Source organism: Embleya sp. NPDC020630 (genome assembly GCF_044334985.1).
Lineage (GTDB): Bacteria > Actinomycetota > Actinomycetes > Streptomycetales > Streptomycetaceae > Embleya.
The window spans coordinates 315,014-338,194 of the sequence record NZ_JBIRUB010000010.1 but is presented as its reverse complement, the minus strand read 5'-3'; the positions used below and the strand labels follow the sequence as shown (position 1 = coordinate 338,194).

20 protein-coding genes and 1 pseudogene are annotated in these 23,181 nt (G+C 70.9%); 14 read left to right on the top strand and 7 right to left on the bottom strand.

Going from position 1 to position 23,181, the window contains the following annotated elements; all coding sequences use genetic code 11:
• Positions 1 to 5 precede the first annotated feature (5 nt).
• Positions 6 to 1,409, top strand: a complete 1,404-nt coding sequence (uxaC, locus tag ACH4XV_RS31125; protein ID WP_395795598.1) for a glucuronate isomerase — start codon at positions 6 to 8, stop codon at positions 1,407 to 1,409.
• 341 nt (positions 1,410 to 1,750) lie between these two features.
• Here uxaC and ACH4XV_RS31120 read toward each other — a convergent pair whose 3' ends face one another.
• Positions 1,751 to 2,338: an HAD family hydrolase gene (locus ACH4XV_RS31120; protein WP_395795596.1), complete on the bottom strand. Its 588-nt coding sequence runs from the start codon at positions 2,336 to 2,338 to the stop codon at positions 1,751 to 1,753.
• A 278-nt stretch (positions 2,339 to 2,616) separates the two neighbouring features.
• Between ACH4XV_RS31120 and ACH4XV_RS31115 the strand changes: the two genes are divergently transcribed.
• From ACH4XV_RS31115 to ACH4XV_RS31105, 3 genes and pseudogenes are all read left to right on the top strand, one after another.
• The gene (locus tag ACH4XV_RS31115; protein ID WP_395795594.1) at positions 2,617 to 4,278 is read left to right on the top strand and encodes an FAD-binding dehydrogenase; all 1,662 of its coding nucleotides are present in this window, start codon (positions 2,617 to 2,619) and stop codon (positions 4,276 to 4,278) included.
• Positions 4,279 to 4,321: 43 nt separating this feature from the next.
• Positions 4,322 to 4,477, top strand: a pseudogene (locus tag ACH4XV_RS31110) (hypothetical protein); the annotation flags it as partial.
• Between the two features lie 47 nt (positions 4,478 to 4,524).
• Positions 4,525 to 5,031 (top strand): TetR family transcriptional regulator C-terminal domain-containing protein, encoded by a 507-nt coding sequence (locus ACH4XV_RS31105; RefSeq protein WP_395795592.1) that lies wholly within the window; start codon positions 4,525 to 4,527, stop codon positions 5,029 to 5,031.
• Here ACH4XV_RS31105 and ACH4XV_RS31100 read toward each other — a convergent pair.
• The gene (locus ACH4XV_RS31100) at positions 5,003 to 5,827 is read right to left on the bottom strand and encodes an ABC transporter permease (protein WP_395795590.1); all 825 of its coding nucleotides are present in this window, start codon (positions 5,825 to 5,827) and stop codon (positions 5,003 to 5,005) included. The two genes, ACH4XV_RS31105 and ACH4XV_RS31100, sit on opposite strands and share 29 nt — an antisense overlap.
• Complete coding sequence (locus ACH4XV_RS31095; RefSeq protein ID WP_395795588.1) at positions 5,824 to 6,762, bottom strand: ATP-binding cassette domain-containing protein; 939 nt, start codon at positions 6,760 to 6,762, stop codon at positions 5,824 to 5,826. The genes ACH4XV_RS31100 and ACH4XV_RS31095 overlap by 4 nt, the downstream gene beginning before the upstream one ends.
• 163 nt (positions 6,763 to 6,925) lie before the next feature.
• On the opposite strand from ACH4XV_RS31095, the gene ACH4XV_RS31090 reads away from it, so the two are divergent.
• From ACH4XV_RS31090 to ACH4XV_RS31070, 5 genes are all read left to right on the top strand, one after another.
• Positions 6,926 to 7,603: a PadR family transcriptional regulator gene (locus ACH4XV_RS31090; RefSeq protein ID WP_395795586.1), complete on the top strand. Its 678-nt coding sequence runs from the start codon at positions 6,926 to 6,928 to the stop codon at positions 7,601 to 7,603.
• Between the two features lie 631 nt (positions 7,604 to 8,234).
• Positions 8,235 to 8,819 carry a sigma-70 family RNA polymerase sigma factor gene (locus ACH4XV_RS31085; protein ID WP_395795584.1) on the top strand — a complete coding sequence of 195 codons (585 nt, stop codon included), beginning with the start codon at positions 8,235 to 8,237 and terminating at the stop codon, positions 8,817 to 8,819.
• A complete protein-coding gene (locus tag ACH4XV_RS31080; RefSeq protein ID WP_395795582.1) occupies positions 8,816 to 11,011 on the top strand; it encodes a tetratricopeptide repeat protein in 2,196 nt (731 codons plus the stop codon). Before ACH4XV_RS31085 ends, ACH4XV_RS31080 begins: the two co-directional genes overlap by 4 nt.
• 55 nt (positions 11,012 to 11,066) lie before the next feature.
• Positions 11,067 to 11,897, top strand: coding sequence for an AAC(3) family N-acetyltransferase (locus tag ACH4XV_RS31075; protein ID WP_395795580.1), 831 nt, complete (start codon positions 11,067 to 11,069; stop codon positions 11,895 to 11,897).
• A gap of 185 nt (positions 11,898 to 12,082) precedes the next feature.
• A complete protein-coding gene (locus ACH4XV_RS31070; RefSeq protein ID WP_395795578.1) occupies positions 12,083 to 12,934 on the top strand; it encodes an SDR family NAD(P)-dependent oxidoreductase in 852 nt (283 codons plus the stop codon).
• Between the two features lie 35 nt (positions 12,935 to 12,969).
• On the opposite strand, the gene ACH4XV_RS31065 is transcribed toward ACH4XV_RS31070, so the two are convergent.
• On the bottom strand, positions 12,970 to 13,878 hold the full coding sequence (locus ACH4XV_RS31065; protein WP_395795576.1) for a TIGR03564 family F420-dependent LLM class oxidoreductase: 909 nt from the start codon (positions 13,876 to 13,878) through the stop codon (positions 12,970 to 12,972).
• Between the two features lie 121 nt (positions 13,879 to 13,999).
• Between ACH4XV_RS31065 and ACH4XV_RS31060 the strand changes: the two genes are divergently transcribed.
• On the top strand, positions 14,000 to 14,521 hold the full coding sequence (locus ACH4XV_RS31060; RefSeq protein ID WP_395795574.1) for a TetR/AcrR family transcriptional regulator: 522 nt from the start codon (positions 14,000 to 14,002) through the stop codon (positions 14,519 to 14,521).
• On the opposite strand, the gene ACH4XV_RS31055 is transcribed toward ACH4XV_RS31060, so the two are convergent.
• The 3 genes from ACH4XV_RS31055 to ACH4XV_RS31045 all read right to left on the bottom strand — a co-directional run bounded on the left by ACH4XV_RS31055 (position 14,496) and on the right by ACH4XV_RS31045 (position 17,198).
• A complete protein-coding gene (locus ACH4XV_RS31055) occupies positions 14,496 to 15,689 on the bottom strand; it encodes a metallophosphoesterase (protein WP_395795572.1) in 1,194 nt (397 codons plus the stop codon). The two genes, ACH4XV_RS31060 and ACH4XV_RS31055, sit on opposite strands and share 26 nt — an antisense overlap.
• A 25-nt stretch (positions 15,690 to 15,714) precedes the next feature.
• A complete protein-coding gene (locus ACH4XV_RS31050; protein ID WP_395795570.1) occupies positions 15,715 to 15,864 on the bottom strand; it encodes a hypothetical protein in 150 nt (49 codons plus the stop codon).
• 242 nt (positions 15,865 to 16,106) lie between these two features.
• Positions 16,107 to 17,198 (bottom strand): polyprenyl synthetase family protein, encoded by a 1,092-nt coding sequence (locus ACH4XV_RS31045; protein WP_395795568.1) that lies wholly within the window; start codon positions 17,196 to 17,198, stop codon positions 16,107 to 16,109.
• 507 nt (positions 17,199 to 17,705) lie between these two features.
• On the opposite strand from ACH4XV_RS31045, the gene ACH4XV_RS31040 reads away from it, so the two are divergent.
• The 4 genes from ACH4XV_RS31040 to ACH4XV_RS31025 all read left to right on the top strand — a co-directional run bounded on the left by ACH4XV_RS31040 (position 17,706) and on the right by ACH4XV_RS31025 (position 23,152).
• Positions 17,706 to 19,709 carry a PQQ-dependent sugar dehydrogenase gene (locus tag ACH4XV_RS31040; protein WP_395795636.1) on the top strand — a complete coding sequence of 668 codons (2,004 nt, stop codon included), beginning with the start codon at positions 17,706 to 17,708 and terminating at the stop codon, positions 19,707 to 19,709.
• A 421-nt stretch (positions 19,710 to 20,130) separates the two neighbouring features.
• Positions 20,131 to 21,051, top strand: coding sequence for an ABC transporter ATP-binding protein (locus tag ACH4XV_RS31035; protein ID WP_395795566.1), 921 nt, complete (start codon positions 20,131 to 20,133; stop codon positions 21,049 to 21,051).
• A complete protein-coding gene (locus ACH4XV_RS31030) occupies positions 21,048 to 21,920 on the top strand; it encodes an ABC transporter permease (RefSeq protein ID WP_395795564.1) in 873 nt (290 codons plus the stop codon). Before ACH4XV_RS31035 ends, ACH4XV_RS31030 begins: the two co-directional genes overlap by 4 nt.
• An 83-nt stretch (positions 21,921 to 22,003) precedes the next feature.
• Positions 22,004 to 23,152, top strand: a complete 1,149-nt coding sequence (locus ACH4XV_RS31025) for an ABC transporter substrate-binding protein (protein ID WP_395795562.1) — start codon at positions 22,004 to 22,006, stop codon at positions 23,150 to 23,152.
• Positions 23,153 to 23,181 lie beyond the last annotated feature (29 nt).

Genomic DNA, 23,181 nt, shown 5'->3' with positions numbered 1-23,181 from the left:
GGGGTATGCCCTCCTCACTCCATCCCGACCGGCTCCTGCCCGTCGACGCACCGACGCGCGCCGTCGCCCGCCGGCTCTACGAAGCCGTTCGCGACCTGCCGATCCTGTCGCCGCACGGTCACGTGGACCCTCGCCTGCTGGTCGACGACCAGCCGTTCAACGATCCGGCGAGCCTGCTGATCTCCACCGATCACTACGTCACGCGCCTGCTGCACGCCTGTGGTGTCCCGCTGGACGAACTCGGGGTGGGGCAGGGGCCGTTGGCCGAACAGCAGGCCCGTCGGGCGTGGCGCGCGATGTGTGCGCACTGGACCGCCTTCCGGGGTACCCCCGTCCGCTACTGGATGGAGGCGGAACTCGTCGAGATCTTCGGCGTGACCGAACGTCCCGCCCCGGCCACGGCCGACCGGATCTACGACACGATCGCCGCGCGCCTGGCCGAACCGGCCTACCGCCCTCGGGCGCTGTTCCGCCGCTTCGGCATCGAGGTGCTGGCCACCACCGACGACCCCGCGGACGATCTGGCGGCCCACCGGGCACTGGCCGCCGACCCCGACTGGACGGCGCGGGTCCTGCCCACCTTCCGCCCCGACCGCTACCTGGAACCCGGTGCGGACTGGGCGGCGGCCGTGGCGCGCCTGGGCGAGGCCGCGGACATCGACACCTCGGACTACGACGGCTACATCCGGGCGTTGGAGGACCGCCGACGCCACTTCATCGCGCACGGCGCCACGTCCGCCGACCACAGCCACCCGGACGTGGGCACCGAACCGCTGACCGACGGCGAGGCCGCCCGCATCTACCGGGCGGCCCTGCAGGGCACGGCGAGCGAGGCCGAGGGCGTGGCCTTCCGTCGGCACATGCTCCTGGAGATGGCCCGCATGTCCTGCGACGACGGCCTCGTGATGACCCTGCACCCGTCCGTGCGCCGCAACCACCACGCGCCCACCCACCACCGGTACGGCCCGGACACCGGCCACGACATCCCGCTGCGCGCCGAGTTCACCGACGCCCTGCGTCCGCTCCTGCACAGGTACGGAACCGCCGAAGGGTTCCACCTGATCCTGTTCACCCTCGACGAGACCGTCTTCACCCGGGAGATCGCCCCGCTGGCCGGCTTCTACCCCTCGGTCTACGCGGGCGCCCCGTGGTGGTTCCTCGACGCCCCCGACGCCATCCGCCGGTTCCGCCGCGCGGTCACCGAGACGGCGGGATTCGCCCGGACGTCCGGTTTCGTCGACGACACCCGGGCCTTTTGCTCCATCCCCGCCCGCCACGACATGTCACGGCGCCTGGACTGCGGCTACCTCGCCGAACTGGTCGCCGAACACCGACTCGACGAGGACGAGGCGATGGAAACGGCCGTGGACCTGGTCACGGTCAACCCACGCGGGGCCTTCAAGCTGTGACCCCCGCCCGACCCCGCACCCGCGCCGGGCATCCGGGCTGACCATCTCGTCCTTCGCGGACCACCCGCACGCGGTCGAGGACGCAGCAGGGGTCGGAGAGGCGCCCATTGCCTGTCCCCTCCGGACTTCGGCACGTCCACGAGACACGCGGGTGGTCCGCGCCGGCCGGGCCTCGACGCTGCCCCGGGCGTTTTTGCCGAGTCGTGGTCGAAGCACCGGCGGAGGTCGGCCGGCCCGGCCCGGACACCGACCCCGGGCGATCGCACGTGGCCTTCACCACGGTCACCCTCGTCCACGTCCGCCGGTTCGTGGCGGGTCGTCCGCGTCGACCCGGCGCCGACTCACCAGCGCGACGTGACCCTGCCGCGCACGTCGAGCACCCGCATCCCCGCGGCCCGCGCCGCCGCCACGCCCTCGTCCGCGTCCTCGACCACCAGGCACCCCGCCGGGTGGATCGCCAAGCGCCGGGCGGCCTCCAGGAACAGGTCCGGGGCCGGCTTTCCGCGGCCCACGTCCTCGCGCACGACCACCTCGTCGAACAGCTCCCCGAGCCCCACCGCCGCGATGCCCGCCCGCACCACGAGCCCGCCGCCGCCGGAGGCCACCGCACACGGCAGCCCGAGCCCCCGAGCCCGCCGCACCAGCGCCACGACCTCCGGGAACGTACGCAACAGATGCGCCCGTTCGACCAGAACCGCCCCGCACCGCTCGAGCACGTCGTCGGTGTGCACCGAGATGCCGAGTTCGGCGAGGAGACCGTCGACCGACGTTCCCAACCGCGCCCGATACCAGCCCTCGTCCAGGACCACACCGGCGACCGAGGCCAACACCTCGCGCAGAGCCCGGAAATTCGTCGGCTGGGAATCGACGACGGTGCCGTCCCAGTCCACGAGCATCGCCTCGACGCCCCGCAAATCCACATCCTCCACACCCGCACCGTACGTCCGGCCGCACCCGGCGTCGAGAGTCGATCCCGCATCACCTGCGATCCGTTGTCCGCCCGGCCTTTCCGGGGATCCGCGACGGGCCGGGCGGCGCCGGGGGAGCGGCGGGGCGGACGCCGTGCCGGCCGGGTGCCGCCCCGTCCGCGTCGGCCGGTTCCCGGTGGGTTGCCTTCCTGCCCCCGGTGCGGCGGGGCGATGATTCCCGCATGGCTTCGCGTCCACGCGCGTCGCGTTCACCCGAGATTCACCATGGAGGTTCCGCTGTGATCGACCACGCGGACGTCATCGTCGTCGGTGCCGGCCTGGCCGGCTTGGTGGCCACGTACGAACTCACCCGCGCTGGGCGGCGGGTGATCGTGGTGGACCAGGAGAACGAGGCCAACCTGGGCGGCCAGGCGTTCTGGTCGCTGGGCGGGTTGTTCCTGGTGGACAGTCCCGAGCAGCGCCGTATGGGGATCAAGGACTCGCGGGAACTCGCCCTCGCCGACTGGCTCGGCTCGGCGGGCTTCGATCGAGAACGTGAGGATCGGTGGCCACGCCGGTGGGCCGAGGCGTACGTCGACTTCGCCGCCGGGGCCAAGCGGGCCTACCTGCACGGACTCGGCCTGCGGTTGACCCCCGCCGTCGGGTGGGCGGAGCGTGGCGGCGGCACCGCGACCGGGCACGGCAACTCCGTACCGCGGTTCCACCTGACCTGGGGCACCGGCCCCGAGGTGGTGCGGGTGTTTCGCGAACCGGTGCTCGCGGCGGCCGAACGCGGCCTGGTGGACTTCCGGTTCCGGCACCGGGTCGACGACCTGGTGGTGGAGGACGGCGCGGTCACCGGTGTGCGCGGGACCGTACTCGTACCCGACGACGCGCCGCGCGGCGCGCGTTCCTCGCGCGAGGCGGCCGGGGACTTCGAACTGCGCGCCCAGGCCGTCGTGGTCACCTCGGGCGGGATCGGCGGCGACCACGAACGGGTCCGCGCACACTGGCCGGTCGACCGGCTCGGCCCCGCCCCGGCCGAGATGATCACCGGGGTGCCCGCGTACGTCGACGGCCGGATGCTCGACGCCGCCGAACGCGCCGGGGCGTCCCTGGTCAACCGCGACCGCATGTGGCACTACACCGAGGGCATCAAGAACTGGGACCCCATCTGGCCCGACCACGCGATCCGGATCATCCCCGGCCCGTCCTCGCTGTGGTTCGACGCCACCGGCAAACGCCTGCCCGCCCCGCTGTTCCCCGGCCACGACACCCTCGCCACACTGCGCCACATCGGCGCCACCGGACACCACCACACCTGGTTCGTGCTCACCCGCACCATCGTGGAGAAGGAGTTCGCGCTCTCCGGGTCCGAGCAGAACCCCGACATCACCGGCAAGGACCTCAAACTCGCCCTCTCCCGCGTCAAGAAGGGCGCCCCCGGCCCGGTACAGGCATTCCTCGACCACGGCGAGGACTTCGTGGTCCGCCACGACCTGCGCGCCCTCGTCGACGGGATGAACGCGCTCACACCCGACACCCCGCTCGACTACGCCGACATCGAGCGCGAGGTGCTGGCCCACGACCGCGAGGCGGCCAACCCGTACGGCAAGGACCTGCAACTGATGTCCATCCGCAACGCCCGCGCCTACCTGCCCGACAAGATCACCCGCGTGGTCAAACCGCACCGCTTCCTCGACCCCGCACACGGTCCGCTGATCGCCGTACGCCTGCACATCCTCACCCGCAAGAGCCTCGGCGGCCTCGAAACCGACCTCGACGCACGGGCGCTGCGCCCGGACGGCGAGGTGATCCCGGGCCTGTACGCGGCAGGCGAGGCAGCCGGCTTCGGCGGCGGCGGCGTCCACGGCTACAACGCCCTGGAGGGCACCTTCCTCGGCGGCTGCATCTTCTCCGGCCGCGCCGCCGGACGCGCCTTGGCGCAACGCCTCGCGTGACGCGTCACGCACCCCGGACGCAGCGAAGGCAACGAGACAGCGTGTGACCGTGTCCCCCGGCACGGCGGCCACCCCCGCCGCGCCCCCGGCCCGCACCGCGGGCCGAGGGCGCGGTACCTACGCCAAGACCGAGGCGCGGCGCACCGAGATCCTGGACGCCGCCCTGGCCGCGTTCGCCAAATCCGGCTATCGGGCCGGGGCGGTCCGCGAGATCGCCAAGCTGGTCGGAATGAGCCCGGCCGGGATGTGCACCACTTCGACAGCAGGGAAGCGCTGCTCACCGCCGTACTCGAACACCGCGAGGCCATCGCGCACCGCGTCGCCACCCGCTACGGCATCACCGGCCTGGACACCCTCGTCGGCCTGGTGGGACTGGCCCGCTACAACGCGCGCCACCCCGGCATCGTCGAGCTGTACTGCGTCGTCTCCGCCGAGGCGACCGCCGCCGACCACCCTGCCCACCCGTACTTCGTCGCCCGCTACCGGCGCGTCCGCACCCGGATCACCGAAGCCCTGGAACACGCGGGCCGCAAGGGCGAACTACGCGCCGGCGTGCTCCCCGAGCGGTCCGCCCGCGCCTGCGTCGCGCTGATGGACGGCCTCCAGGTGCAGTGGCTGCTCGAACCCGACGCCGTCGACATGCCCGGCGAACCCGCCGAACACTTCGCCTCCCTCGTCCGCCCCGGCGCATGGCGCCGCGCCTTGGCCGCCGCCCCGACACGCCCTATCGGCTCAGGTCGCGGAAGCGCTTGATCGCCAGTGGGGAGAATGCCGCGATCAGCGCCACCGGCCAGGCCACCGCGAGGAGTTCCGCGTGGGTCGCGGCCCAGGAGTCACCGCCCGCGCCCGGGTTGCCGAACAGATCGCGTACCGCCGTGGCCGTGGCCGACATCGGGTTCCACTCCACGATCGCGCCCAGCCACGACGGCATCGACTCGGGCGTGGCGATGGCGTTGGAGAGGAAACCGAGCGGCCAGACCAGGATCTGTACCGCCTGCACCAGTTCCGGCCTGCCCGCGACCATCGCCAGGTGGATGCCGACCCACAACATCGCGAACCGCAGCAACAGCAGCAGTCCCACCGCGCCGAGGAAGGAGGCGAATCCCTCGTGCGTGCGCCAGCCGACGGCGTATCCGACCACGATCATCACGATCAGGCCGACCACCGACTGCAACATGTCGGCGATGCTCCGTCCGACCAGGACCGCGCCGGAGTTCATGGGCATCGAGCGGAACCGGTCGATGACCCCCTTGTCGAGGTCCCGGGTGACCGACAGCATCGTCGCCTCCAGGCCGAACGCCATGGTCATGGTGAGCATGCCGGGCACCAGGTAGGCCCGGAAGTCCCCGGCGACGCCCCGGCCGCCGCCGATCAGGTAGCCGAACATCAGCAGCATCATCACCGGGAAGACCAGGCCGACCACCACCTGCACGGGTTGGCGCGCCCAGCGGGCCAGTTCGCGCCGGGTCATCGTCCAGGAGTCGACGGCCGCCCAGCCCAGCCTCGAACCCGTACCGTGCGCCGTGCCCGCGCCGTGAATCGCGCTCATATGGCGTCCTCCTTCGTCAGGTGCATGAAGACCTCGTCGAGCGTCGGTCGGCGTACCACGATGTCCTCGGCCTCGATGCCGGCCGCCGCCAGCACCCGCACGGTCTCGGTCAGCGCGGCCATCCGGTCGGTGATCGAGGCACCGACCATGCGCCGGTCCTCGTCGACCACCACGTCGCCGGGCAGGAGCGCGGCCGCACGTGCCACCTGGGCCGCGTCGCGCAGGACCACGTCGATGCGGTCACCGCCGGTCTCGGACTTCAGCTCGTCCGCCGTACCCTCCGCGATGACCCTTCCGTGGTCGATCACCGCTATCCGATCGGCCAACTGGTCGGCCTCCTCGAGGTATTGCGTGGTCAGCAGGACGGTGGTGCCGCCGCCCACCAGCGAGCGCACCGCGTTCCACACCTCCGCGCGGCCGCGGGGATCGAGCCCGGTCGTGGGCTCGTCCAGGAAGAGCACCTGCGGCCGGGAGATGAGCGACGCCGCCAGGTCGAGCCGTCGCCGCATGCCGCCGCTGTACCGCGTGACGGCCTTGTCGCCGGTGTCCGCGAGCCCGAACCGGGCCAGGAGCTCGTCGGCCCGGACGCGGGCGCGGCGGGCGCCGAGACGGTGGAGGCGGCCGAACATCTCCAGGTTCTGACGGCCACCGAGCTCTTCGTCGACCGCGGCGTTCTGGCCGAGCAGCCCGATGCGTGAGCGCACCTCGGCGGCCCGGGTCCGGACGTCGATTCCCGCCACCTCGACACGTCCCTCGTCGGGGCGCAGCAGCGTGGACATGATGCGTACGGCCGTGGTCTTGCCGGCGCCGTTCGGGCCGAGAATCCCCTGCACGGTCCCGGCGCGGACGGTGAGATCCAAGCCGTCGAGGGCCTGCTTGTCCCCGTACCTCTTGCGCAGTCCTTCGACGACGATCGCCGGATCGTAGGCGGACAAGTCGGCCTCCCTCAGGGTCAGTGGTCAAACTTGACTAGAGGCAAGGTATGACGTCCTCCATCGGCTAGTCAAACTTGATTACGGTGCGACGACGGCCGGCGCCGCGCCCGCTAGTCAAACTTGTATAGTGATATCGGTAAAAATTGCCCGGAAAGGAGATCGCATGTCAGCGATCCGGCTGCTGATCCTCGGCGCGGTCCGTCAGCACGGACGGGCGCACGGATATCAGGTCCGCAACGACCTGGAGTTCTGGGGGGCCCACGAGTGGTCCAACGCCAAGCCGGGCTCGATCTATCACGCGCTCAAGCAGATGGCGAAGCAGGGACTCCTCGTCGCGCACGACGTGGCCCCGAGCACCGTCGGCGGCCCACCGCGTGTCGAGTACGAGATCAACGACAAGGGAACCGAGGAGTACTTCACCCTGCTTCGCGAGGCCCTGCGTTCGCACGAGCAGAAGACCGACGTGCTCTCGGCCGGCATCGGTTTCATCGTCGACCTGCCGCGGGCCGAGGTGGTCGCACTCCTGGAGGAGAGGGTCGCGGGACTTCGGCGGTGGCGGTCCTCGGTCACCGAGTACTACACGCCGGCGGAGGGGCTCGAACAACTCGGGCACATCGGCGAGATCATGAACATGTGGGTGCACTCGGCCGACGCCGGCGCGGCGTGGACGCGTGGCCTGATCGAGCGCATCGAAGGCGGCGCGTACACGTTCGCGGGCGAGGGCGAACCCTTCGTGGGCGTACTCGCGGACGACGAGCCGAACCCGTACGCCACGCACCCGGACCCCGAAGGCGGCATCCACGGCAATCGCGACGATGCCACGCCCCCGCGCTCGGGTTGACCCGTTGGGGGGCTGCGGTCACCTTGACTGGAATCTGGATTCCAGAGTCTTGATTCCAGGGTGTGCGGTGAGCGGAGTCGGGACGTGGACATGGACGTGGACATGGACATGGACGAGGACATGGGCGTGGCCGCCGGGCCGAGTCTCCGGTACCCGCGGAACGAACGCCACCGTCCGGCCCGCTCCCGCCTGCGCATCAACTGTCCGACACCCCGGCCCAGTCCCTGCACCTGCCCGAACCGGATGACGACCGACTGCGCACCGTCACCGACCTCCTGCACGCCGACCCCGCCCGGCCGGCAACCCTGGAGCCCCGGAACACCATGGCTGAGACACGAGAGAACGCCCTCGTCGTCATCGTCGGCGCCGGAGTCGCCGGCCTCCGCGTCGATCCCGGCACGGTGTCGTGATCTGGGGTTTTAACGTATCGGGCCGTCCGACGCTCTTATGGGTCGATCGAAGAAGTCGGCGACGTGAGGGGGTGACCGAGTGGATTCGGGTGACCGGAGTCCCGTCTTGGCGGGCGGCGACGCGCCGGGCTTGGCGGCGGTGGTCGCGGGGGAAAGTCGGGCGCCGGGGCGGCTGGTGCGGGCCCGGGGCCGAAGTGGGCGGTTGCTCCGGGAGGGATCGGGTGTGCGGTGAGGGGGAGGACTTCGACGCGGACAACCCCGGGGCGGCTCGGGAACTGCGCTATCCGGACGGCTTCGACGACTTCTTCCGTACCGAATACCGGCGATTCGTGAAGGCGTTGATGCTCATGGAGGAGGTTTGTCGAGCCGACGCGGAGGAGTGGGTCGCCCACGCGATGGAAAAGCTCTTCGAGCGCTGGAACCTCCCGGAGTCGGACCCCGACTACGTGCGTCATCCGCGGGCTTATGCGATGAAGGCGGCGAAGAACCGGTGCAAGAACGAGCGACGCCGTGCGCGGACGATCCCGCTGGAAGAGGTCGAACCGGCGTTGGTGGCCGACGAATCGGCGTTGACGGACTTGGAGGACCGGCAGTTCGTCTCGAGCGTCCTTGAAGGTCTGTCTCCGGCGCAGCGGCAGGTGATGCACTTGATCGCCGAAGGCTATACGCCGACAGAGATCGCCGGGATTCTTCGCAAAACTCCCAACAACGTCCGACAGATCGCCTTTCAGGGCAAGAAGCTGTTGCGCCGGCGATGGGAACCCCCGACAACCGGTTCGCCCGAGGGAGAGGAGGAAGTGCAGTGACCCGAGATGACGAGCACAGCGTGGCCGACTCCCTGCGGGAACGGCTGAATTCCATCAGCGAGATCGTCGAGGAGCACATCACCGACGACGGCCTGGAGGCCAGGCTGCGGCGGCTCAAGGACAGGGCCGGAGATCGCAATCGCGGAGGACCGGCCGGATTCCACGGCCGCCGCGCGCTGCTGAAGGACTTGCTGGCGTCGACGCGCGGTTCACGGCGGCGGCCCACGGTGCTGACCGGACCGGGCGGTGCGGGCAAGACGAGAGTGGCCGAGGCCGTGGCCGAGCACGTCCGGGCCATGGGTGAGCGGGTGTGGTGGATCTCGGCCGTCGATCCGGTCACGATGTCGCGGGATCTGATGGTGGTGGCGGGGCAGTTGGGTGGAGCGCCGCACGACCTCCGGGCAATCGCCCGGGGGTCGGCGGACGCCGCGGACCGGTTCTGGCGGCTGCTCGACGGCGTGACTCCCGGGTGGCTGGTCATCTTCGACGAGGCCGACGATCCCCGCGTGTTGGCCGCCGGGAACTCTCCGGCCGGGATCCAGGACCTGACGGGCTGGGTGCGTTCGTCCGCGCACGGAGCGGCGCTGGTCACCACCCGGGAGAGCGATCCGCGGATGTGGCGGGCGGCCCGCCTGGTGGCCGTCGGCGGGCTGGAGGAGACAGACGCCGCCCGGATATTGCGCGAACTGGCACCCGTGGCAGGCGACGAGGAGCAGGCCAGGGCGCTGGCACGCCGTCTGGACGGGCACCCGCTGAGCCTGCATCTGGCGGGAAGTCACCTGCGTGTGCAGGCCGCGCCAGGGGGCACGTTCGCTGCCTACGCGCAAATGCTCGATGCAGCGGCCGAACCCCACCCGCGCGGACATCGTGCCGCGGCGTCCACCGGGATACCGACGGCCCGTGTCCTGGAACTCTCGCTGTACGGCCTGGCGCAGCGGGGAATCCCGCAGGCGTGGCCGCTGCTGCAACTGGCCGGCTGCTACGCCTCCGCCACGATCCCGGCCGGCCTGCTCGATGCCGACCTCCTGGACGGTCTGCTCGCCGCCCACGGCGACACCGTCCCCCGGAGCCGGCGCCTGGACGAAGCGCTGCGCGGGCTGCGGGAGGTGGGCCTGATCCGGGGCGGTTCCGAGGGGGGTATCGCCGTGCATCCCGTGATCGCCGCGGCCGGCCGGGCCGGCCTGGACGGACCGGAACCGTACGCGGACCGGATCCGGCACACCGCGGTCGCCCTTCTCGCCGCCGATGTGGACCGTCTGCCCTACGACCGGCCGGAGAGCTGGCCGGAATTCCTGCGGCTCGGCCCCCACCTGTTGAGCCTGCTGGAGACGACGGCCGGGCGGGTGGACCGAGAGCACCTGGTCCGGCTCATGGAGACCACGGCGCGGATGGCCAGGGCCTTCAACCGCAGCGGCGCCGGCCGGACGGGGAGCGTCGTGTGCGAGCGTGCACTGACCCACGGCGCCGTGCTGGGCGACGCGCATCCCGCGGTGCTGCGGGTACAGCACCAGTTGGCCTGGGCGATCGCGGACCGGGGCGACCTGGCCGAGGCCGAAGTCCTGTACCGGGGCGTGCTTCGAACCCGACTGCGGGAGTTCGGCGCCGAGGACCCGGAGGTTTTCGACAGCCGCCACGAACTGGCCTGGATCGCCGGCTGCCGGCAGGCATGGGCCGAGGCCGAGGAGGGATATCGGATGGTCCTGCGCGACAGTGTCCGCGTCCTGGAACCGGACGATCCGAGGATCCTGACCACACGGCACGAGCTTGCCTGGGTGATTGCCAACCAGGACCGGCTCGGCGAGGCCCGCGAAGCCTTCCGGGCAGTCCTCGCGGACCGTGCGCGGGTACTCGGTTCCGAGCATCCGCAGAGCCTGGCCACGCGTCACGAACTCGCCTGGATCGTCGCGCGGCAGGGTGAGTGGGCGGAGGCCGAGACCGACTACCGCGAACTCCTCGACCTGCGTCTGCGGATCCTCGGTGAGGACGACCCCGGCACGATGCTCACCCGCCACGAGCTTGCCTGGATCGCGGCCCGTCGGGGCCGCGCGGCGGAGGCGGAGGCCGGCTACGAGGCCGTTCTCGACCGCCGTCGCCGGGTCCTGGGCGAGGGTCACCCCCAGACGCGGGCGACCAGGGAAGCACTGGACGAACTCCGGCACGGCCGGATCGTCGACGCCTGGCACCTTGCTTGAGGGCTGACCGGTCGACCGGTCGACCCACCATTGTTCCCGTTCGAGGAGGTTCACGATGATCCTGGCCGAACATCTCGGCAAGGCGACCGACGAACTGCTACCGCCGGATCGTCCGGTCATGCTGCACGCCTCGCTGCGCTCCTTCGGAGCGCCCGTCGCCGGTGGCGCGGATGCCCTACTGGACGCGCTGTTGGCGAACGGCCGCACGGTTGTGGTGCCGAGTTTCACCGAACCCCACTTCGAGCTGGCCGCCCCCGCCGCCTTGCGACCCGCGCGCAACGGCATCGACTACGCCACGCTCCCCGCCACGCCGCCCCTTCCGGACAGCGCCGTGTACACCGTCGACTGCGGGCTCATCGGCCCGGGCCTGGGGATGCTCCCGGCGGCCTTGATCAGTCGCCCCGGCATCGTGCGCGGTACGCATCCGCTCAATTCGTTCGCTGCGCTCGGCCCCCTGGCGGACAAGCTGATCTCGGCGCAGAGCCCCACCGACGTGTACGGTCCGATCCGCGAACTGGCCGCCCACGAGGGGCAGATCCTCCTGGCCGGGGTGGGACTCAATCGCATGACGGCGCTCCATCTGGCCGAACAGCGGTCGGGACGCCGCCTGTTCCGCCGCTGGGCTCGGAGTGCCGACGGCCGGGTGAGCATGTTCGAGGTCGGATCCTGCTCCGAGGGATTCCCACGACTGGAGCGGACCCTGCACCCTTACGCGCGCACCGTGGCCGTCGGCGAATCGCGGTGGCGGGCCTATCCCGCGCGGCAGACGCTCGCCGCCGCGACCGCGGCCATCGTCGCGGACCAGGGCATCACCCGCTGCCCCGACCGCGAGTGCCTGGCGTGCCGCGACTCCATCGCCGGAGGACCCGTCGATACCCTCCCGTGACCGGTCACGGGGCACCGGATTTGACGAGGCCGAAACACTGGGGGAGAGGGCGATTCGCCGGCCGATTCCGGTCGGATGTCCGGCCCCGACGGGTGCGGGACCCGCGCGTGGAGGTCTCGGGCCGCGGAGCGGTGGACGCGCGGGTGAGCTGCCGGCGCGGGGCGTTCGGATGGGAGGAGGGCAGCATGCGGGAACTTGCGGGACGGGTCGGTGTGGTCACCGGGGCGGCCGGTGGGATCGGGTACGGCATCGCGCAGGCACTGGCGGACGACGGGATGCGCGTGGTCCTGGCCGATACGGACACGGCCCGGCTCGAGGAAGCCGCCGCGCTGTTGAGGGCGGACGGTGCGGAGGTGGCGGCGGTGCCCACCGATGTGCGGGACGCAGCCGCCGTCCGGGCCCTGGCGGATGCCGCACTGGCCGGCTTCGGACGAGTCGACGTCGTCTGCAACAACGCCGGAGTGTGGACGTTGAACAGGCAGTGGGAGACCGAACTCGTCGACTGGCAGTGGGTCGTGGACGTCAACCTGTGGGGCGTCGTGCATGGCGTGCGCACGTTCGTTCCGCTGATGCTCGCGCAACCGGAAGGCGGGCACATCGTGAACACCGCGTCGATGGGCGGCTTGCTCGGCGGCGCGATGACCGGACCCTACAGCACCACGAAACACGCGATCGTCGGTCTGACCAAGGGACTTCGTGCCGAACTGGCCGAAACCGCGGTCGGGGTGTCGCTGCTGTGTCCGGGCAAGGTGCGGTCCGAGATGCTCGACCGGGTCAACGCCCGCCCGGTCGCGGACGCCGACGACGAGACGCCCGGGGACGGCGGGCCGACGCCGTCCGCCCGGGACGTGATCGACGCGATGCGCAGGTCGCAGGCGGGGGCGATGAGCGCCAGGGAGGCCGGCGGACAGGTCGCCGCGGCGATCCGCGAGGACAGGTTCTGGGTGCTGCCGGGCGCCGACGCCCACGCGCCCCTGGTGCGGGCGGAGTTCGACGAACTGGTCGGCGCGTTCGGCGTGACGTCGTCCGACGGGTGAGTCCCGAGCCGGGCGCGCGCCGGGGTCCGGCGTGGTCAGACCTCGGGGCGGACCGCGGCCAACAGGGCGAGTGTCGCGGCGCGTTCCTCGGCGGTGCCGGTCAGGCTCGCGGTCAGCTCGGTCGCGCCGGCCTCGGCGTAGCGGCGAATCCCGCGCGCCACCGTCTCCTCGTCCCCGGCGATCACCGTCTCGACCACGCCCTTCTTCCCCTGGCGGTCCAACTGGGCGCGGTACGCCGGTAGTTCGCCGGCGAAGCCGAGACGCTGCCCTACTTCGCGCAGTACCCGCGCCGGGTCGGCGGTGACGCTGACGATGGCGGTGACCACGATGCGGGGGGCGGGTCGCCCGGCCGCCGCGGCGGCCTCGGTGACGGTGGGGCGGATGTGGTCGGCGATCGCGTCCGGGCCGGTCCACACCACGACCACGCCGTCGGCGAGTTCGCCCGCGACGCGCAGCATCCTCGGTCCCAGCGCGGCCAGGAGCAGATCGGGCGTGCCTGCGCCGGGTGTGTCCAGGGCGCCGACCGCGGTGACGGTGCGGCCGCGGTGCTCGACGCGCTCACCGCGCAGCAACGGGCCCAGAACGGTGAGGTATTCGCGGATGTGGTCGGCCGGACGATCGTAGGAGTGGCCGAACACGCCCTCGATCACCGGCTTGTGCCCGGGGCCGACCCCCAATGTGAACCGCCCGCCGGTGGCGGCGTGCGCGGTCAGGGCCTGGCCGGCCAGCGCGATCGCATGCCGGGGGTAGGTGGGCACGATCGAGGTGCCGACGTCGATGCCCGGGACGCGGGCGCCGGCGAGGGCGGCCACGGTGAGCGCGTCCCAGGAGGCGAGTTGGGGAAGGAAGGCGCTGTCCAGCCCGGCGCGAGCCGCTGCCTGGACACCGTCCAGGAGGTCGTCGAGGCCGGGTCGTTCCGGGTTGACCAGGGTTCCGATGCGCATCGCGACTCCAAAGTGAATCGTGGATTCATGTTGCCCGATGCAGCGTAGCCTAAGCTGAACCCGTCCTTCAGGTTGGTCGCGGTGCACGTTCCGCGACCAAGACAAAGAAAGGGTTCCCCGAGTGCGAGCCGACGCCGAACGCAACCGCGCGCTGATCGGCGCGGCGGCGCTTCGCCTGTTCTCCCGGCACGGCGCCGACGTGTCGATGGAGCGGATCGCCCGCGAGGCGGGCGTCGCTGTCGGCACCCTGTACCGGCACTTCCCGGACCGCAACGCCCTGGTCCACGCGATCGCCGCCGACACGCTGCGCGACCTGCTGGCCCATGCCCTGGAGGCGGCCGGGCGAGACGAGCCGCGGCTACGCACGCTGCTCGAGATCGTGGAGTACTGCACCCGGCTCCCACTGGCCCTGGTCGCCGCACTGACCGCAACGCCGGTCGCGGATCCCGAGGTGGTGGAACTGCAACGCGAGGTCGACGCCCTCCTGGAACAGGTGATCGGCCAAGCACAGGAGGAGGGCGACCTGCGCCAAGACCTCACCGCCGGCGAAATCGTGACCCTGGTCAAGGTAATGGTCTGCCGCGCCAACGCCCGACCCGACGACCCACTCACCGTGGTCATCCTGGCCGGCTTGGCCCCATGAACCCACACCGCCCGCCGCCGAGGCCGGGTCGCGGTCGACGACGACGCGGGACCCGGCCGGGTGGCGGGACGGGGCGGGGACGGGACCGGGAGGTTGCCCGCGGACCCGCTCCGGTTACTTGCCGAACGTAAGCGACGCCGCCGGGGAGGCGTTGCCGTATGCGTCCACGGCCACGACTCGGGCCACGTACCGCCCGCTCGCGGCCGTGCCCGGTACGGGGATGTCGAGGGTGTTCGGGCGGGGCATGAAGTAGTAGTCCGACAAGACCTTGGACGAGACGAGCGACTTCCCCGTCGCCGTGTCGGTGATGTCGACGTTGTAGTGGTGCACCATCTGGTCGTCCGTGGCCTGGGCGATCCGTACGGCCGTGCCGCCCTTGGCGTCGCGCACCGCGGACAGCGGCTGACGTGTGGTGAACTGCGGCGCCACGGTGTTGCGCGCGGCCTCGGTGTACGTGAAGTTTCGTGAGGCGCGGGTTGCTCGCCTGCCGGCCGTCCATGACCGTGTCCGTGGCGGGCCGGTGGCCCTGGACCAGGACGGGCTTGCCGGCGTACGCCCGGTCGGCGGTGATCGCGGCGAGCCGCTGCTTGAGCCAGGCGCGCTGGGCCGTGTCGGAGTTGTACGTCTCGCTGTTGATCGTCAGCACGTGCAGGCCGCCCACCACGGAGTCGTAGTAGCCGCCGCCGGAGTCGGGGAACCACGCCTTGGGGTAGCCGGCCCGTATCGCGGCCAGGCTGTCGTCGTGGTTGCCGGTGGAGACCAGTACCTGTGTGTCGGTCATGCCCTTGCGGGCCAGGTTGGCCTGGAAGATCTCGGAGACGATCTTGTGGTCGGGGCCCTTGCCGTCGCCGTTGTCGTTGATCATGTCGCCGTTCACCAGGATCGCGTCCGGCTTGGGGAAGACGGATCCGATGGTGTCGAAGAAGCTCTCGTACTTCTTGTCGTTGGCGGCGTGACCACCGACATGGACGTCGGACATCACGACCATGCGGGCGAGGGGCTTTTCGGCGGTCTTGATCAGATAGCCGTACGACACCGGGACACTGGCCCGGTTGCCGTGGAAGGCCACCGCCGTGACGTTGGTGTCCTTGTCGATCCACAGCGGACGGCCGGGGGAGTAGACGCGGCTGTCGCGGGTCGGGGTCGTGCCGTCCAGCGTGTAGCGCACCGCGTGCCGCGCTGGACCTGGAACTTCACGTCCACGGCGTGCTCGTAGCGCCCGCCGGGACGGTCACGTGCGGCGCGGACGGGGTGGCGGGATCGGCCTGCGCGACGGCCGGGGCGACGGCGGAGGAGACGAGCGCGATGGAGGCCGCGGCGATCACGAGAGGGGTGAGTCTCACGGGTTTCCTGTTCTCTGGTTCCGGTGGCGGACGCGGCTTCTCCATGGGATTTATAACGTATGGATAACCGGTCCGGTCCAGAGAGGCTATGCGGGCCGCGTCGATCGGAGGCGCGTTCGGATCGACCTTCCGGTGAAGTGATCATGAACGTCCGGCCGGTTGGGGTGGGGCCCGCGGTTCGGGCGCGCCCCGACCGTGGGGCGGATGTTCCGGCGGCGATCGTGGCTGGTTTCCACCGGTTTCTACCGATCGCGCGTGACGGACCAGGCCGGCAGATGTTCGAAGAACGCCACGGCCTCCGGCCGCCATCGCTCACCCCACGTGCGGGCCCGCGCCGCCGCTTCTCGGGCGTGGTGCTCGGCGTCGGCTCGCAGGTCGGCGTCGATGCCGCGGGCGCGTGCGATCCGGCGGATTCGGTCGAGGGCTTCGTCGTCGCAGGCCGGATCCCCCAGGGCCGCGTCCACCACCTTGCGTTCGGCGTCGTCGGCCGTCGCCAGGAGGGCGCGGACGACGTAGCTGCGTCGCCCGGTACGGATGTCCGATCCGAGGGGTTTGCCGAGGGTTGCCGAGTCGCCGAAGAGGTCGAGCCAGTCGTCGTGGATCTGGTTGGCGATGCCCACCGCGGTGGCGTAGGCGCGCAGTTCGCCCTCGTACGGAGCGATGTCGGCGCCGGTGGCGAGCAGACCGAGGCGCAGCGGGGCGAGCACCGAGTAGCGGGTCGACTTGTATTCGGTGACGGTGTGTAGGAATCCGATGTCGGCGTCGGGATGGAAGTCGCGTTCCAGGTCCAGGATTTGCCCGTTGATCATGGCGGCCCCCGCATCGGCGGGAACGGTGGCCATGGCCGCGATGCGGGCGGGTGGCAGGTCGCCGGCGAGGAGGACACGCAGGGACAGGAACGCGGCCAGGTCGCCGGCGAGGACGGCCAGGGCGAGGGCGACGTTGGGTCGGTCGGGGAATCGGCTGCGGTACGCGTAATAGGTGGATGGGCCGCCTCGGCGTACGGCCGCGTCGTCGATGATGTCGTCGTGGATCAGGCCGTGGGTGTGCAGCAGTTCGATGCTCACGGCGGCATCGTCGAGCCCGGGTACCGACTCGGGCGTGACCAGGGCGGCGGCCTCGTGCAGCAGGGCGACCCGAAGGCGTTTGCCGCCGCGCAGCGACAACTCGCGTACCAGGTCGAGGGCCTGGCGGGGAAACGCGCCGTGCGGTGGCAGGTCCAGGGCGCCGCTCGCCGGTTCGGTCAGGGCGTCGAAATAGGCCGCGAAGCGGACTTCGAACCGCTGCTGGTGTGCGGCCGCGCGGTGTAGCGCGGCTGTTAGGGCGTCGTTCACCGAACCAGGGTTGCACGTCGCCACGCGGACCCCGTCGCTGCCGGGGCGGTACCGCCGACCACGCGGCGCGGACTCGGGGTCTGCGCGCATCGGCCTCGACGGACGGATTCGCGCCCGCGCGTCGGGTGGCGCGCGACCCGTTGACAGGTGCTCTATCGGGCTCTAACGTGCTCCATCACCAGTTAGGAAACTTTCCTAACTATCCAGGTCCAGCGCCAACTTCCCCTGCGTGAAACACCGTTGGCGGAATCGCGCACCGCGAAGACGCCCGCAGCGGCCCGCCCGGGGAGCACCACGAGCCGCCGAGCCGCCCCCGCGCTCGGTCCCTCTTCGCTGGAGGACACCGTGAGACGCAGCAAACCCCGGCCGTCCAGGGCATTCGGCGCCCTGGTGGCCGCGGCCACCACCGCCTCGCTCTGCGTGGCGTTGCCCGCCGCCCACTCCGCGCCCCTCCCTCGCGCCGCCGCCACGTACGAGGCGGAGGCCGCCCAAGTCGTCAAGGGCAAGGTGGAGTCCAACCACGCCGGTTACACCGGCACCGGCTTCGTGAACTTCGACGCGGTCGCCGACGCGTACGTCGAGTTCACCGTCCAGGCGCAGCAACCGGGTGCCACGAAGCTCGACTTCCGCTACGCCAACGGCACTTCCGTCGACCGACCGTTGGACATCACGGTCAACGGTACCCAGGCCGCCAACGATCTCCCCTTCCCCGGCACCGGCGCCTGGACGACCTGGAAGACGGCCTCCGTCACGACGGCACTGGCCGCCGGTACCAACACGATCCGCGCCACCACCTCGGGCGTGGACGGCCCCAACCTCGACAGCCTGATCGTCACCCCGCAGGGCCCGGCCGACACCGAGAAGCCGACGGCCCCGAAGAACCTGCGCAAGGACAAGGAGCCGACCACCACCTCCGTCTCGCTCGCCTGGGACGCGGCCACCGACAACGTGAAGGTCACCGGGTACGACGTCTACCAGCACGGCCAACTCATGAAGCAGGTCGACGGCTCCACGCTCGCCACGACCGTGACCGGCCTGACGCCGGAAACCAGCTACGACTGGACCGTCTTCGCACGCGACGCCGTCCCGAACGTCTCCGACGCCAGCAACGCGGTCACCATCGCCACGCTGCCCGCGCCGCCCGACGGCGAGGCGCCGAGTGTGCCGCAGGGGCTGCGCGCCACCGGCAAGACCGCGACCAGCGTCGACCTGGCCTGGACCCCGTCCACCGACAACGTGCAGGTCACGGGGTATGACATCTACCGCGATGGCGCCGCCGCCGGCACCTCGGAGACCGCGTCCACGACCGTTGCCGGTCTGAAGGCGGCCACGGCGTACCGGTTCAAGGTGCGGGCCTTCGACGCCAAGGGCAACCGGTCGGCGTTCGGCCCGGAGATCAGCGTCACCACCGCCGGTTCCCAGGCGGGCGGAGTCCCCGATCCGGGCACCGTCAAGACCCTGGCCAGTGGTGTGGATGTGGCCTGGGGCCTGGCGTTCCTGCCGGACGGCTCCGGGATCTACACCGAGCGCAACACCTTCGACGTCTACCGACTGACCAAATCCGGCCAGAAGACAAAACTCGGCAAGGTGCCCAACTCGCAGACCACCGGCGGCGAGGGCGGCCTCATGGGGCTGGAGGTCTCCCCGAACTTCGCCACCGACCACTACCTCTACTTCCTGCACACCTCGACCGACGGCAACCGCATCGCCCGGATGAAGCTGGAGAACAACACGCTCAGCGGCTACAAGGTGCTGCTCGACGGCATGGCCAAGAGCCGCTTCCACAACGGCGGACGGCTTCGCTTCGGCCCCGACGGCAAGCTGTACGCCGGCATGGGCGACGCCCAGAACGACTCCCGGGCGCAGGACAAGAACTCCCTCAACGGCAAGATCCTGCGCATCAATCCGGACGGCTCGATCCCGTCGGACAACCCGTTCGGCAACGCCGTCTGGTCCATCGGGCACCGCAACCCGCAGGGCCTGGACTTCGACTCCCAGGGCCGGCTCTGGCAGGCGGAGTTCGGCGACAACATCATGGACGAGGTCAACCTGATCCAGAAGGGCGGCAACTACGGCTGGCCCAACTGCCAGGGCACCGAGGGTAGTTGCGCCGGATACATCGCGCCGAAGAAGACCTGGCCGGTGTCGTCCGCCTCGCCGAGCGGCCTGACCATCATCAACGACTACGTGTTCGTGGCCACGACCCGGGGTGAGCGCGTCTACCGGCTGCGCATCGACTCCGACTCCAACCTGGTCGAACAGAAGGCGTACTTCGAGGGCACGTACGACCGGCTGCGCACCGTGGAGGTCGACCCCGACGGGGACATCTGGCTCACCACGTCCACGGACAAGGACGGCACGGCGGGCAACGACCGGATCCTGCTGATCGACATCGTCTACTCGAACGGCATCGCCCAGGGCCCCGGCAAGCCCGAGCCGTCGGACACGGCCTCCGCCGCCTGGGACGTTTCGCCGGCGCGGGACACCACGCCACCACCGACCAACCCCTGACCCTCCGCCCCGCCCCAACCGACCCGACCCCGCCCCGGCAGCCAACGAGGCGGCCCGGCCCGGTCGCGGGCACGGCGGACGACCTCGGCACCCGGCCGGGCCTACCTCGCGCAGCAGCGGCAGGCAGGCCCGGCCGGCGCCAACCCATGCCCCCGCCGTCACGATCGGTGAGCGTTGTGGCTGCGGGTGGTTACCTCCGGAGGCGGTGGTGAGGGTGCTCGGGGTCGGGGTGGTGTGCTTCTCAAGATCAATGTCACCTTGTCGATGCTATCGATTGTGAAATCTGACGCATCGTCATATCGTCACGCCGGTCGAGCGGAATGATCGACTCCGGTGGGGGCACCGGGTGTGCTCGAACTCGCGCGCATACGGCTCTGGTTGCAAGGAACGACGGATCGTACGGACTTCAGGGGTGAGACACGTGGGCCAGGAACCGCCCGAGCCGGCCGCGCAGGCCGGCAGGATCCGAGCTGCCGGGGTCGAGCGCCGGTTCGGTCGCGGCGCGAGTCGCGTGCATGCGCTCGGGCCCCTCGAATTGGAGGTCGAGGCCGGAGAGTTCTGCTGCATCGTCGGCCCGTCCGGGTGCGGCAAGTCCACCTTCCTGCGGATCGTGGCCGGCCTGGTCAAGCCGACCGCCGGCCGGGTCGAGGTGACGGCCGCGACCGCGAACCCCGCCGCGATGGTGTTCCAGAACTACGGCATCAGCCCGTGGAAGACGGTGCTGGCGAACGTCCGGTTCGGCCTGGACCTGCGTCGGGTGCCCCGCAAGGAGGCGAACGCCCGGGCACACGACTGGCTGGGCCGACTCGGACTCGCGGACTTCGCCGACCGTTACCCCGCGGCCCTGTCCGGCGGGATGCAGCAGCGCGTGTCGATCGCGCGGGCCCTCGCGGTCGAGCCGGAAATCCTGCTCATGGACGAGCCGTTCGCGGCCTTGGACGCGCAACTGCGGACGATCCTGCAGGACGAACTCCTGGAGATCTGCCAAGCCGACAAGCGCACTGTCCTATTCGTCACGCACAGCCTGGAGGAGGCGCTGGTCCTGGGGGACCGCGTCCTGGTGATGTCTGCGCGCCCGGGTCGACTGATCGCCGAGCGGGTACCGCCGTTCGTCCGCCCCCGCACCGGAGAGGTGCGCAGATCACCGGAGTTCGCCGCGATGCAGGCCGAACTGTGGGAACTACTGCGCGGTGAGGTCGAGCAGGGGAGGGGAGTGGGCCGGGAGACGGAACCGAATCACGAAACGGGCCCGGAGACGGACCGGGGCCCGGTCCGGGACCCGACCCGGGGCCGCACGCGCAACCACGATCAGGAATCGGGCAAGAAGGAGGTCGCACCGTGACGGTCACCGTGAAGGACGCCGCGCCGATCCGGGTGCTGGTCCGCGAACCGGGCGCCGCGGAGCGTGACCCCGGCCGGGCGCGGGCGCGACGCCGACTCCTGGAGGTCGGCCTGGCCGTCGTCGTTCCCGTGCTGCTCCTGCTGTGGTGGCAACTCGCCGCGAAACAGGGGTGGATCGACGACCGGCTCTACCCCGCGCCATCGACCATCGTTGCGGACGGCTGGTCCGACGCCACCGACGGCAAGCTGTGGCCGGACGTGTGGGCCACACTCGCCCGGGTCCTGCCCGGCTACGCGATCGGCGCCCTCGGCGGATTCGTCGTCGGCCTCCTGATGGGTACCAACGCCCTGATCCGGGCCGCGCTCGAACCCACCCTGGACGCCCTGTACGTGGTGCCGAAACTCGCGCTCCTCCCGATCTTCATGACCATGTTCGGCCTCGGCGAGGCGCCGCACGTCGCGCTCGTCGCCGTGACGGTGTTCTTCTTCGTATGGATCGCCACGATGGCCGCGGTCATCGCCGTGCCCGACGGCTATCGCGAGGCCGGAGCGGTCTTCGGCGCCGGTCCCTGGCAGATGTTCCGACACGTGTTGTTGCCCGCGTCGCTGCCGCAGGTGATGGTGGGCCTGCGGATCTCGGCGGGCGTCGCGGTCCTGGTCATCATCGCGTCCGAAGGAATCGCCTCGCCCGACAACAAGGGCCTGGGCTACGTGATCTTCAATTCGCGGCAACTCTTCGACAACCGGGCGATGTTCGTCGGAATCATCGTGGTCGCCATCGTCGGCGTGCTGTTCTCCGAACTGATCCGCCGCGTGGGCCGACTGTGCACCCCGTGGGCACCGCGCGACCGCGGTCCCGGGCAGTCCTGACCCGACGTCACCACCTCGGCCGGGCCGGTTGGTGCCCGGCCGGCCCGAACACCACCGGGCGCACCGACCCCGAAAGGCACATCATGGCGAGACGTGGATTCCTCACCACCACCGCACTGTTGGCGTGCACCGCGCTGCTCGCCGCGTGTGGCGGCGGCTCATCCGACTCCGGTTCGAACCGGTCCAAGACCCCGCAACCCAAGCGTGCGATCGAGGCGGTCGCGGGCTGTGAGAAGGCGTGGACCGACCCGGCCGACCTGGCCCCGACCCGCAAGCCCGCACGCTGTGCGGCGGGTTCGCCCGCCGCCAAACCGCTCGCGCAGAAGGCGAAACTCACCGTGACCGCGGGATCGTTGTCGGCCGAATACCTCGGCCCGCTGCGCACCGCGATCGCCAAGGGCGAGTTCGCCAAGGAGGGCCTGGACGTCGAGCTCAAGCAGATGCCGGCCACCGACGCGATCACGCTGCTCGCCAAGGGCCAGGTGGACGTGCTGTATTCGGCGCCCGAGGCCGGCATGGTCAACGCGGTCAAGCAGGGCTTCGACATCAAGTGGGTCGCGGGCAACTACTCGGCGGCGCCCGAATCCAGAACCGGAGTCTGGGCCCGGGTCAAGAACGGCCGGACCGGCGACGCGGTCGACCTCAAGAACGCACGCTTCGGGACGCTGGTGGGCAAGACGTCGGTGATCATGTACCCGATCCAGAGCGTGCTCGCCCGGCACAAGACGAAGCCCACCGAGGTCTCGTTCCAGCAACTGGACGGTGCGGGTGTGCCCGAGGCGTTCAAGAACGGCGGCATCGACGCCGCGTGGCTGCTCGACCCGGTCTGGAAGGACTTCGAGGGCAAGCCGGAGTACACCTTCCTGGGCGGTCAGCCGGTCGGCGAGCCGCTCGGCGGCATGCTCTACGGGCAAAACCTCCTGGAGAAGAACCGGGACGCCGGCGTCGCGTTCCTGCGCGCGCTCATCCGCACCGTGAACACCTACTTCGCCGGCGACTACAAGCAGGACCCGGCCTTCGTCGAGGAGTTGGCGACGACGCTCGGCAGCAAGCCCGAACTGCTGAAGGCCGTGCCCGCGCAGGTGGTCGACTGGGAGATCCGCGGCGGCACGACCGACCGGGTCCAGAGCATGTACATCGAGGGCAAGGTCATCGAGGCCCCGGCGCTGCCGGAGGACAAACTCGTCGACCGCTCCTTCTACGCCGAGGCCGTGGGCCACACCATGCCCTGACCGCGCGGGCGGCCCACCGGGCCGCCCGG